The following is a 12,862-nucleotide window of genomic DNA, read 5'->3' on the forward strand; positions in this document are numbered from 1 at the left end:
AGATGGCTTGATTATCCCTTTAACAATATTATCGTACTTCTAATTTCCAGATATTGTCAGGAAATTCGGTAGCTTCAATATCATGTTTTGAAATCTTTTTAAGATGTGTAATGATCATGTTTCGCTTATCTTCCGAATCGCAGTGAAGAAAGACGGGTTTCTGGCTGATAAGTGCGGTCATTGGATTATCAAAACCATGTTCACGCGCAGAATGTAACGCTGTAGGTGATGGCAATACCCAGTTTCCGGCGTAGCATGAATTGCTGAATAAATTATTCCATTTTGCATAAGTGAGCGATGCGGGATTATTTGTTACATAAAAATCAGTCAAAATATAGAAATTTTCCGGATTTTCAACAAATGTTTCCAAACGTCCGGATATATCCGCTTCATGTTCAACAATATGCTTGTCCTTGACGTATCTCCATTGGTATGTCATTCCTACTGAGTAAGCACCGAAAAGTATTACCGCAATACAGATAAACAAAGCACGAGTCTTTTTCGACGGTACACGGATAATGTCTTGCTGCGTCATTGACAGATAGAATCCGGAAAGGAATACCGCCGATAAAAATACTCCTATTTCAACTCTCCACATATATCTGTTAATGCAGGCAAAGTACCAATACATCATTACTACACAGCCTAAAATACCTAATCCGAATAATTTATCGGGATAGTTTTTTCTAAGCAGAAAAAATACAATGAAAATCCAGGTAAGGAATACGGGACCTAAGCTTTCGAAAGGATTTCGGGTGGGAATATTAAATAAGTTAATGAATGTCTGCTTTATAATGTCGACACTAAGTCTGATTTTGCAATTGTTGAAGGGCTGTTCAATAGAATATACCTTTTTGAGCCAGGAAATATCGTAAAAATCAGTATCACCAAATAACCAATTGCCGTAAAGCGCAATATCATTTTCATCAGTATTGATTGAATCATATTCTGAGGGATTGTGCGTGTAATCCAGACACATATAATCGCGCAGATTAACGCTTGCCTGATCATATTCCCAGTATTCTTTCCATTCGGGATGAAGTGCCCTAAAGGAGTGCTCGGAAACCAATAGAATAATAATTCCAAGTACAAGCGCAATTACCGGTTTTATAATGACTTTAAATTTTGGAAGATTCTGCTGTTTGTAATTCGCTAAATAGAACACTGTTATAAATACTGCGAAAAAAGGGAGTGCCATTAACATACACTTAAAGCGTTCCGAGGTTCCATATACAAAGAGCAATGCGCCCCATATCCAATGCAGATTCTCTTTGCATATCGAATGAAATATGATGATAAAGCCGGATATAATCCACAATGAAGCGGATTTGGTGTACTGCACCGCGATATAGTAGTCTCTCGCAAGTATGATATTTATAAAGACGGTTATTGCTTCAGCTAAAAAGAGATCGAATTTTTCAAGACATATGCTGCAAGATGCAGATATAGAAATTACACTGAGGCCGACCATGATCCAATAATACCAATTGATCTGCGGGAGTATCATATTTAGAAGATAAGCAGGTACTCCATAGAGTATATTGCTGTATGGCATATAGAAGTTGAAGATATCTCCGAATGCCCCGGCGCTGATAAGATTTCTAAAAGTATCATCATTTCCGGCGTAGTCAAGGCAACCGCCCATAATGCTGAAACCACACATTATTACTGTTGTAATGAAAATTAAGAGAGACTTATGCTTTGAGAATTGCGATTTCATTTTTTTCTCCATGATATTTGAATAATGTATTTAGAAGAATTAGAGATAGCGCCACCATGTAAGATGGCGCCATTTTTACTGTTTTTGTTCCAAGAGATTATCATTATCAATGTTATCAATGTTGTATTTTTCAAACCATTCGGCTCTGGGAATGGATCTGCAACTGTTTTTCCCGTAGAAAGCTGAAGTCATATAGCTATTTATGTTTTCAGGGTCTGAAAATACAGGCATATGCATAAGAGGACCCTGCTCAAAGTTTATTTCGGGTACAACGACATCAGTGACTGTGGGATCTTCCATAAGTTGTTTTTGCAATCTCATTTGATCCCTGAAATCATCGGCTTGTCCGGAAAGATAATAGTCAAGGCAGATATAATCGGTATATTCTTTTACGCCGTGCCTTCCAAGAACCATAATAAACATGATGGCAATTACGCTTAATATTGTTCCGATTGTTTCGGAATATTCCGGAAGTCGGAACTTGATACTCTTTACTGTATAAGCCCAGCCGCATAGATATATGACTATAGCGATCATACATGAAAAGCATATCCACAAGTTAAAGTTCATATAGCCTGAAGACGGTGTGTTGCCGGTATACATTCTGGGAGCATAGACGCTCGCATTTAGAAGGAACAGTGTTATAACGAATAACAGCGGATGTGCAAATACATGATTGTTTATATTAAATCTGTTTTGTTTAAAAAACGCACATGTAATAAGCACTACTATAATAAGAGCAATGAGAATAAAGCTCTTTTCCGCAAAGAAGTATGTTACGGCATCTTGTACTGAAAAAATTATACTGCTAACTATTGTTGCGATTAAACCACCGGCAGGTTCAGCACCTTCAGCTAAATCTGCGGCTGCCCTGTTTGCATTTCCGGGAGCAATCATGCTGATTCCAAGACCAATTAATTCCAAAACATAAGGAATGATCAAGAAAAGATCTTTTTTATCGCTTCTATTCTCTATCATGTATTTGACGAGCAAAAGAATAATCCCTGACAAGAAAACCAGGAGAGAAGCAGGATATGTAGCGCCTCCCAATAAGGTATATCCAAGCGAGATCCATATCAGATCTGATAGTTTGTTAAGTGTTAAAAATCGATCTGTAAGAGCAATCGTGACAAGCGATAAGCAGAATGGCATGCAGTAATGTATACAGCCAACCCACCAGAAAAATGCTGCTTTCTGTGAAGGAACCAACTGGAAACTGAAAAGAAGGAAGATTGCAGCAACCATTAACCAATAAAAGCCGTCAATTTTCCATTTTACTTTTAAGAAATAATAAGAAAAATAGCATACTGCAGCAATCTGCATGATCATAAAAATATATGGAACAATTACGTATGCGCTGTCGGAAAAGACTTCCGGATGAAGGCAAAAGGCAAAGACATCAAACCAAGTTCCCTGCCAATTGTGCCATATGTCTACTGTGGTTTTACATGCCGCAGAAACGGCTGCCAACACGGAACCGGTAGAAAGATATGCCAAGTGAGGACCCGAGCCATAGTTATAATCGTCTCCTGATGCACAGTCATATCCTGCAATAATGCATATTGGAATAATAGAAATGAAAAAAAATGAGATGAGTAGGGACAATACAAATTTCTGATGCTTGTAGATCCAATTAAACATAGTTTCCTCACTGTAATTACGTGCACAACTATTTTGATAAAAAAGAGCAAAAAAATTCCCCGAAACCTATTCGGGGGTTCTTAGAGCGATAGACGGGGCTCGAACCCGCGGTCTCGACCTTGGCAAGGTCGCGCGTTACCAACTACGCCACTATCGCATTTACGTGGCCATCACAACTGTGACAACGAATTGATTTTAGAATAAATTTACTACATTGTCAACATGTATTTGCAAAAATGTGGTATATTATCTTGCGTTGATAGAATTTTAATTATGTAAATATAGAGAGGACATAGATTTGGATATAAAAATTTCTGATGCCAAGGCATTTCTGAAAAAAGGACAGGGGCGAGAGCTTAAGGCAGGCGGACTCTGGGTTTACGATAATGAAATAGACAGAGTGGAAGGCTCTTTTGATAACGGAGACATTATAGAACTTCATGATTTTGACGGTTATTTCATGGGATATGGTTTTATCAATACTGTATCTAAGATCAGAGTCAGAATGATGTCCAGAAAGAAGGATCATCCGATTACCAAGGAGCTTATAGAAAAGAGAATTCGTGATGCCTGGGAATATAGAAAGGTTGTTATGGCAACAAATGAGCCTATTGAGCAGCTCTCTTGCAGACTTATTTTTGGAGAAGCAGATTTCTTACCCGGAATTACAATTGATAAATTCTCGGATGTTCTTGTAATTGAGTCACTTGCTCTTGGAACGGACAGAATGAAAGAGCTTATTATCGATCTTTGTAAAAAGGTTCTTCTTGAAGACGGAGTTAAGATCCGTGGCGTTTACGAGCGAAGCGATGCAAAGGTTAGAGAACTCGAGGGACTTGAGAGAGTTAAGGGCTTTATCGGAGATTCTTTCGACACAAAAGTTATCATTACCGAGAATGGGGTCAAGTATTACGTTGATGTTGAAAATGGCCAGAAGACAGGATTTTTTCTTGATCAAAAGAATAACAGAAAAGCCATAGCTTCTTTTTGTAAGGGTAAAAAGGTGCTGGACTGCTTCACACATACAGGCTCATTTGCGCTTAACTGCGCCGCAAACGGAGCGGAGTCGGTTCTTGGTGTCGATGCATCAGATCTTGGATGCAAGCAGGCTGAAGAAAACGCTGAGCTCAACGGACTTGAGAATATAGCGAAATTCCAATGTGCCGACGTATTTGAACTTCTTCCCGACCTTGAGAAAAAAGGCGAAAAGTTTGATGTTGTTATTCTCGATCCTCCGGCATTTACAAAGTCCAGAGCTTCTGTAAAGAAAGCTACAACAGGGTACAAAGAGATCAATATGCGCGGAATGAAGCTTGTTAAGGACGGCGGATACCTTGCAACATGCTCTTGCTCACACTTTATGGATGAGGAACTTTTCCTCAAAACAATTCAGGACGCAGCAAGAGATGCGCACAAGAGGCTTAAGCAGGTTGAATTCAGACAACAGGCGGCAGACCATCCTATTCTTGTAGGCGGAGCTGCGTCATATTACCTTAAATTCGTAATATATCAGGTTTGTGATGAGATGTAATAAGAATAATTATTTTCTGTTGACATATTTTTCTGATTGGTATAACATTACTATTGCTGTCGCGCAAGCGACTTTAGATATAAGCGATAGTGGCGTAGTTGGTAACGCGCGACCTTGCCAAGGTCGAGACCGCGGGTTCGAGCCCCGTCTATCGCTCTTAAAACCTCAGATTTGATTATCTGAGGTTTTTTTTCATACTTGTAAATCAGAATGGTCTTCACCGGTTTACATATCACTACTTCCCACTGTCTTTGACGCGCTGAAGTATTATTTTGGCATTGCGAAAAAGTTTTCATTGACATTTGCCCATTAATCTCGATTATAATTACTATATGAGATTGTATACATGTATAAGGTATATAGGAGGAATTATCCATGAAGAAAAAGTTATTATCAATCGTGCTTGCTTCAGCACTTACGCTTAGCATGATTGGTTGCGGAAGTTCTGCAGTAAGCGGCGTGTCAGAGCAGAATGACACTACTTCAAATGAAACAGATTCGGCTGATTCAAAAAAAAGTGCGGAAGGGAATCTCAATGTTATGATTGAGACACCTGTTGAATCGCTTGATCCTCAGCAGGCTACAGACGGTACATCTTTTGAAGTTATCGCTGACTATACAGATGGCCTTATGCAGATGGATGCAGACGGAAAGGCAGTAAATGCTCTTGCTGATAGGGTAGATATTTCGGAAGATGGTCTTACCTATACCTTCCATATCCGCAATGATGCAAACTGGAGTAATGGACGTCCTGTAACTGCAGCAGACTTCGTATTTGCTTGGCAGAGAGCAGTTGATCCCGAAGTTGCTTCTGAGTATTCATATATGCTCAGTGATATCGGACAGATTGTAAATGCCCAGGAAATCATAGATGGAACAAAGGATAAGCATGAGCTTGGTGTAAAAGCAGTTGATGAAAAGACTCTTGAAGTTAAGCTTAATGTACCTGTAAGCTATTTCCTCAGTCTTATGTATTTCCCGACATTCTATCCGGTAAACCAGACGTTCTTTGAGAGCTGTGCAGATACATATGCAACGAGCCCCGAGACAACTCTTTCAAATGGAGCATTCATCCTTGATGAGTACCAGCCGGCAGCAACAACGATTCGTCTTATCAAGAACCCTGACTACTATGATTCAGACAAAGTTAAACTTGTGGCTCTTAACTATCAGGTAATTCAGGATTCACAGCAGGCTCTTATGAGTTACCAGAGCGGAGATCTTGATACTACTCTTGTTAACGGTGAGCAGGTTGATCAGGTAAAAGACGATCCTTCATATAAGGCAATCGGTGCAGGATATCTCTGGTACATCAGCCCTAACATGAAAGAAGTAAAGGAACTTCAGAATAAAAATATTCGTTATGCCATCACAATGGCACTTAACCGTGAAGCAATTACAACAGATGTTCTTAAGGATGGTTCAGCTCCTACTTATACGGCAGTCCCTATGGACTTTGCAACCGGCCCTGACGGATCGGATTTCTCAGCCAATCAGGAGAAGTTCAAAGATGTTTGCAGATATGATGCAGATGCAGCCGTAGAATATTGGAACAATGGACTTGAAGAACTTGGCGAAAAAGAAATTACTGTAACAATGATTCACGATGCAGACGATGCTCCAATCAAGGTGGCACAGGTTGTTAAGGAACAGCTTGAGACAACTCTTCCGGGACTTACTGTTGAACTTCAGCAGATGCCCAAGAAGGAAAGGGTTCAGCGTATGCAGGAAGGTGATTTTGAACTTGGTCTTACACGTTGGGGACCTGACTACGCAGATCCTATGACATACCTCGGAATGTGGGTAACAAAGAATGCCAACAACTATGGCTTCTGGAGCAATTCTGAATACGATGAGATCATTGCTGATTGTACAACAGGTTCGACAGCAATGGATCCAAAAGCACGTTGGACAGCACTATATAGGGCAGAAAAGCTTGTAATGGATGAAGCGGTTATTTTCCCGCTTTATACGCAGTGCAATGCAGAGCTTATTTCAACAAACGTAAGTGGTATTGAATTCCACCCTGTAGCACTTAACAGAGTTTACAAGAATGCAGAAAAGAAATAATTATATAAATTAAAATTATGGCGAGAGGAAGAGTAGTGTTTTTTTCTACTTTTCATCTCGTTTTAATCTTTTGGGGTAGCTATGAAAAAATATGTATTAAAACGAGTGATCACAGCAATCTTTACATTGCTGGCAATTACACTGATTCTTTTTATACTGATGCAGCTTATGCCGGGCTCACCGTTTAATGATGAGAAGCTGAATGAATCTCAAAAAGCTGCGTTGTACGCCAAATATGGACTGGATAAACCGATTGTCATTCAGTTTTTTCATTATGTTGTCAATATGTTCAAAGGAGACCTTGGAGTCAGCTACAAGATTTCCAAGAATACCCCTATCACACAGCTGATCGCATCCAGACTTCCGATTTCTATCGGCGTTGGATTTGCTGCAGTATTTATAGGGGCAATAATTGGCCTTTTATTGGGACTTCTTGCGGCGTTCAAAAGAGATACCGCTTGGGATACGTTTGCAACAGTAATCTCAGTTATCGGCGTATCGGTTCCGTCATATGTTTTTGCACTGGCACTTTCTTATCAGTTCGGATTTAAGCTGGACTGGTTCCCTATGCTCTATTCGGCAAAGGATGTTGTTCGTTCAAGTGTATTACCTTCAGTATCACTTTCCATGTTTACTATGGCTTCAATTGCAAGATTCACGAGAGCAGAAATGATCGAAGTTTTGGGCTCGGATTATATGCTTCTTGCTGAATCCAAGGGACTTTCGGGAAATAAGCTTGTGTTTTCACATGCTCTCAGAAATGCCCTTATTCCTATTATTACAGTATTGGCGCCACTTGTTGTTGATCTTATGACAGGTTCGCTTGTTGTTGAAAAAATCTTTTCTATACCAGGAGTAGGTTCATTGTTAGTAAACGCAATCCAGTCTAATGACTATAACGTTGTTATAGCTCTTAGCTTTATATATTCAGCTATGTACATCGGCATCATGCTTGTTGTAGATATTCTCTACGGCGTGATAGATCCCAGAATTCGTGTGGCAAAGGAGGGAGACTGATATGGCAGAAGCAACTTTTGATAAGGCAAACTCCTATGTCCCTGTAGAAGCGGATTTCAGATTAAAAGGAAAAACAGCGGATGATTATGTTGATACAAATTTTGCGTCGCAGAATTTTTGGAAAGAAGTAGTAGCAAGATTTTGGCGTAAGAAGAGCGCTGTTATAGGTCTTGTCTTTGTTCTTATTATTTCATTTTTTGCCTTTATAGGTCCTGTTATGAATGAGTATACCTATTCGGGACAGAACTTAGAGAATAAGAATCTTGCGCCGAGAATACCGATCATTGAGTACACAGGCTTTTTTGACGGACATGAAAATATCAAGACTACATCAGGAACCAAGACAGTGAACTATTACTTTGAAAAAAAGTTGCCTGATACATTTTACTGGTTTGGAAGCGATAACTTTGGCAGAGATATCTGGACCAGAACATGGTCGGGAGCACAGGTTTCGCTTATTATCGCTGTTGCGGCAGCTATTATCGATATGATCATCGGTATGAGTTACGGTCTTATTTCCGGATACTTTGGAGGCAAAGTGGACATGGTACTTCAGAGAATCTTAGAGATTGCCAACGGTATTCCAAGGCTTGTAATAGTTACGCTTCTTCTCCTGTTATTTAAGCCGGGTATGATCACTATAATCATAGCCCTTATGCTCACCGAGTGGGTTGGAATGAGTAGAATTGCCAGAGCAGAGATGCTTAAGTTAAAAGAGCAGGAATTTGTCCTTGCATCCAGAACTTTAGGTGCGGGAAATATGCATATCATATTTAGTGAGGTACTTCCAAACATTATCGGACCTATTATCACACAGGTTATGTTCTCTATTCCTACAGCTATTTTTACAGAAGCGTTTCTTTCGTTTGTAGGACTTGGAATCCCTGTACCTAGGTGCTCGCTGGGATCACTTATTTCTGAAGGATTTAACAGCTTTACAACACATCCTTATCAGATAATTCCGCCTATCATCGTTATGGCTCTTTTGATGCTTAGTTTTAACCTTGTGGCAGACGGGCTCAGAGAAGCGCTTGATCCAAAGTTAAAGGAGATGTGATCTGACATGAGTGGAAATAATAGAAGAGAAAAAATACTTGATGTCAAAGATCTTGACATCACCTTTAAGACTACCGCGGGAAAAGTACATGCGATTCGCGGAGTAAATTTAGAGCTTTATCAGGGCGAGACTGTTGCCATAGTTGGGGAGTCAGGTTCGGGAAAATCTGTAACGATGCGTGCTGCAATGGGTATCCTTGCCAAGAACGCCGAGGTTAATTCGGGAGAGATCATCTACAGATATCGCGATAACAAAGGCGGGATTGATTATAACCCTGACAGTGATGAGACTGCGCAGTGGAAAGAAGCAGATATTTTAAAGCAGGACAAAAAGTGGATCAGAAAGCATATCAACGGTCGAAGGATGGCAATGGTATTTCAGGATCCGATGACAAGCCTTGATCCTACAATGACTATCGGCAAGCAGATCATGGAAGGCATGATCTGGCATTACAAGCTTGATAAAGCAGATGCATATAAAAGATCGGTAGAGCTTTTAAAGGAAGTCGGTATTGAGGATGCAGAAAAGAGAATGAAACAGTATCCGCATCAGCTATCCGGTGGTATGAGACAGCGAGTGGTTATAGCAATAGCTCTTTCATGTAATCCGGATCTTCTTATCTGCGACGAACCTACAACAGCTCTTGACGTTAATATTCAGGCCAAGATTCTTGAACTTATCAAAAAGGTTCAGAAGGAAAGAGATATTGCGGTTATCTATATTACCCATGATCTCGGAGTTGTGGCTAAGGTTGCGGATTACGTAAATGTTATGTATGCAGGTAAGATTGTAGAAGTCGGTAAGATCAATGAGATATTCTACGATCCGAGACATCCGTATACCTGGGGACTTTTATCGGCTATGCCCGATCTTGGAACTGACGATGACAGACTTTATACGATTCCGGGTTCACCACCGAATCTTTTGCATGAAAAAAAGGGTGATGCTTTTGCTCCAAGAAATGCTTATGCTCTGGAGATTGACGACAAGCTTGAGCCACCTATGTTCAAGATAACAGAAAGTCATTTTGCAGCAACATGGCTTCTTGATGAGAGGGCACCAAAGGTTGAGATGCCGGCAGAACTAAAGGCAAGAATTCAGAGAATGAAAAAGGAGGCACAGGCAAATGGCAGCGAATTATAATGCAGCGCCTCTCCTTGAAGTAGAGGGACTTAGGCAGTATTTTCCCGTCAGTAAGACATTTACGGTTAAGGCTGTGGAAAATGTCAGCTTTAAGGTTTATCCGGGCGAGACTTACGGTCTTGTCGGTGAGTCGGGATCGGGAAAATCTACGATTGGCAGAAGTATCATAAGACTATACGATCCGACGGACGGTAAGATCACTTTTGATGGAATGGATATTTCCGGAAAGATGAACAAAGAGACCAAGGAAAATTTAAGGGTTCAGATGCAGATGATCTTCCAGGATCCGATGGCTTCGCTCAATCCCAGAAAGAAGATCAAAGATATCATCGGAGAAGCCCTTGATATCCACCATGTTTGCAAGAGCAAAGAGGAAAGGGATAAAAAAGTAGAGGCAATCCTTAATAAGGTTGGACTTGCCAAGGAGCATGCGGACCGCTATCCTCATCAGTTTTCGGGCGGACAGAGGCAGAGAGTCGGTATTGCAAGAGCTCTTATCTTGAATCCCAAGCTTGTTATAGCCGATGAGTGTATTTCTGCACTTGATGTTTCCATTCAGGCACAGGTCGTAAACCTTATGAAGGACATTCAGGAGGAGCTTGGAACAGCATATCTTTTTATTGCACATGATCTTTCAATGGTTAAGTATATTTCGGACAGGATAGGTGTTTTGCACTTGGGACATCTTCTTGAGACAGGTACAACGGATGAAATTTTTAATAATCCGATTCATCCATATACAAAGAGTCTTTTATCGGCAATTCCTATTCCCAATCCTGAGCTTGAGAAGAATCGTGAAGCAATAAGTTACGACTACAAGACATCGGGACTTGACTACAACAAAGGAACGGAACATCTGGTTGACGGAACACATTTTGTGAAGTGTACGGATGAAGAATTCGAGGCTTGGACAAGGGTATAATAGCATTGCGAAAATAGATTGTGCACAAGATAAAATGGTGTTAGAATCGTGGATATGGATAAAAGTTCATATCCACTTTTTTCGTTAAACAACGAAATGATTTTGTATAAGGAGTATCATACATGACAGATTACAAGTTGCTTGCTGCACAGATAAAAGTTATGGCAGAAGATGAACCTAATTTCATTCCGGTGTTGTCCAATGCCTCAGCGCTTTTATATGGCAATATGGAAGACCTGAACTGGGCAGGTTTTTACCTTATGGATAAAGGATCTCTTTTACTTGGGCCATTCCAGGGAAAAGTTGCATGCATCAGAATCCGGCTTGGAAAGGGTGTTTGCGGAACAGCGGCAGAAAACGATGAGACACAGCTTGTTGCGAATGTTCACGAATTTGCAGGACATATCGCATGTGACAGTGCGTCCAATTCGGAGATTGTTGTACCGCTTCACAAAGATGGCAAGGTTGTGGGAGTGCTTGATATAGACAGCCCCAGCCTTAACAGATTTAACGAAGATGACAAGGCAGGACTTGAACTGTTTGCAAAGACTTTGGAAGAAGTAATAGATTTTTCCACAGTTTCTTTTGATTAATAAAAGCATAAAGAGGATAAGAGTATGGATAATAGAATTTCATTTTCCAGTGATTATACAAAGGGCGCGCATCCGCAGATCTTAAAGCGCCTTACGGAGACAAATTTTGAGCAGATAGACGGTTACGGCACGGATGAGTACTGCAAGAGCGCTGCCGAGAAGATAAAGAAAGTGTGCGGATGTCCTGACGGAGAGGTCTTTTTCCTTGTAGGCGGAACGCAGACCAATCAGACAATAATCGATATGCTCCTTCAGCCATATGAGGGAATCGTTGCGGCTGAAACCGGACATATTGCGGCACATGAGGCGGGCGCCATTGAGCATGCGGGACACAAGGTACTTACGGTTCCAGGACGCGGAGAAGAGAAGGATACTGAGAAATACGGATCGGATATAGGTAAGTTGTCCGCAGCCGAAGTGGATAAGCTTATTTCAAATTTCTATGATGACGCAAACCATGAGCACATGGTATTTCCGGGAGCGGTTTATATTTCGCATCCTACAGAATACGGAACTCTTTATACGAAAAAAGAACTTGAGAGTATCTCAAGTGTCTGCAAGAAGTATAATATTCCGCTCTTTATAGACGGAGCAAGGCTCGGATACGGTCTTATGAGCAAAAGAACCGATGTGACTATAGAGGATATCGCAAAATATGCGGATGTTTTCTATATCGGCGGTACTAAGGTCGGCGCGCTCTTTGGCGAAGCGGTTGTTTTCACCAAGGGCGTAACAACGAAGCATCCGATTCCTGTGATCAAGCAGCACGGTGCACTTCTTGCAAAGGGATGGCTTCTTGGACTTCAGTTTGACACATTGTTTACCGATAATCTCTACTTTGATATCAGCAAAAAAGCTATCGAAGCGGCAGATCTGTTAAAAGAAGGTCTTAAGAGCAAAGGATACAAGATATTCCTTGATTCTCCCACAAACCAGCAATTTGTTGTGGTTTCCAATGAAAAATTGGAGGAGCTTAGCAAGAATGTCAGATACGGATTCTGGGAGAAATACGACGAAGATCATACCGTAATCAGATTCGCAACAGATTGGGCTACCGAGACAGCCGATGTTGAGAGGCTTCTTAGCTATTTATGATAATCTGGTTAGCTTAGCAGGCTAAAAATCAGACTTGCGTATTTAGGAGATTAGTAGTAATATAATGCATTAT

At 40.7% G+C, this 12,862-nt stretch carries 10 protein-coding genes and 2 tRNA genes; 9 read left to right on the forward strand and 3 right to left on the reverse strand.

Going from position 1 to position 12,862, the window contains the following annotated elements; genetic code table 11:
- Nucleotides 1-28 precede the first annotated feature (28 nt).
- The 3 genes from CD00_RS0113000 to CD00_RS0113010 form a co-directional block, all read right to left on the reverse strand.
- Complete coding sequence (locus CD00_RS0113000; protein WP_026656364.1) at nucleotides 29-1,720, reverse strand: hypothetical protein; 1,692 nt, start codon at nucleotides 1,718-1,720, stop codon at nucleotides 29-31.
- Between the two features lie 75 nt (nucleotides 1,721-1,795).
- Nucleotides 1,796-3,361, reverse strand: coding sequence for a hypothetical protein (locus CD00_RS0113005; protein WP_026656365.1), 1,566 nt, complete (start codon nucleotides 3,359-3,361; stop codon nucleotides 1,796-1,798).
- Between the two features lie 84 nt (nucleotides 3,362-3,445).
- A tRNA-Gly gene (locus CD00_RS0113010) sits at nucleotides 3,446-3,518 on the reverse strand.
- A gap of 153 nt (nucleotides 3,519-3,671) precedes the next feature.
- Between CD00_RS0113010 and CD00_RS0113015 the strand changes: the two genes are divergently transcribed.
- From CD00_RS0113015 to CD00_RS0113055, 9 genes are all read left to right on the forward strand, one after another.
- Entirely contained in the window at nucleotides 3,672-4,892 is a 1,221-nt protein-coding gene (locus CD00_RS0113015; protein ID WP_026656366.1) for a class I SAM-dependent rRNA methyltransferase, read from the forward strand.
- Between the two features lie 83 nt (nucleotides 4,893-4,975).
- Nucleotides 4,976-5,048, forward strand: a tRNA-Gly gene (locus tag CD00_RS0113020).
- 219 nt (nucleotides 5,049-5,267) lie between these two features.
- Nucleotides 5,268-6,962, forward strand: coding sequence for a peptide ABC transporter substrate-binding protein (locus CD00_RS0113025; RefSeq protein ID WP_026656367.1), 1,695 nt, complete (start codon nucleotides 5,268-5,270; stop codon nucleotides 6,960-6,962).
- Nucleotides 6,963-7,043: 81 nt separating this feature from the next.
- Entirely contained in the window at nucleotides 7,044-7,979 is a 936-nt protein-coding gene (locus CD00_RS0113030) for an ABC transporter permease (RefSeq protein WP_026656368.1), read from the forward strand.
- A 1-nt stretch (nucleotide 7,980) separates the two neighbouring features.
- Nucleotides 7,981-9,036, forward strand: a complete 1,056-nt coding sequence (locus CD00_RS0113035) for an ABC transporter permease (RefSeq protein ID WP_026656369.1) — start codon at nucleotides 7,981-7,983, stop codon at nucleotides 9,034-9,036.
- A gap of 6 nt (nucleotides 9,037-9,042) precedes the next feature.
- Nucleotides 9,043-10,179 (forward strand): ABC transporter ATP-binding protein, encoded by a 1,137-nt coding sequence (locus tag CD00_RS0113040; protein ID WP_026656370.1) that lies wholly within the window; start codon nucleotides 9,043-9,045, stop codon nucleotides 10,177-10,179.
- Nucleotides 10,163-11,101, forward strand: coding sequence for an ABC transporter ATP-binding protein (locus CD00_RS0113045; protein WP_026656371.1), 939 nt, complete (start codon nucleotides 10,163-10,165; stop codon nucleotides 11,099-11,101). Before CD00_RS0113040 ends, CD00_RS0113045 begins: the two co-directional genes overlap by 17 nt.
- A 122-nt stretch (nucleotides 11,102-11,223) precedes the next feature.
- The gene (locus CD00_RS0113050; RefSeq protein WP_026656372.1) at nucleotides 11,224-11,694 is read left to right on the forward strand and encodes a GAF domain-containing protein; all 471 of its coding nucleotides are present in this window, start codon (nucleotides 11,224-11,226) and stop codon (nucleotides 11,692-11,694) included.
- Between the two features lie 24 nt (nucleotides 11,695-11,718).
- Nucleotides 11,719-12,789: a threonine aldolase family protein gene (locus CD00_RS0113055; protein WP_026656373.1), complete on the forward strand. Its 1,071-nt coding sequence runs from the start codon at nucleotides 11,719-11,721 to the stop codon at nucleotides 12,787-12,789.
- Nucleotides 12,790-12,862: the final 73 nt, after the last annotated feature.

This window comes from Butyrivibrio sp. AE3003, from assembly GCF_000686065.1.
GTDB classification, from domain to species: domain Bacteria; phylum Bacillota; class Clostridia; order Lachnospirales; family Lachnospiraceae; genus Butyrivibrio; species Butyrivibrio hungatei_A.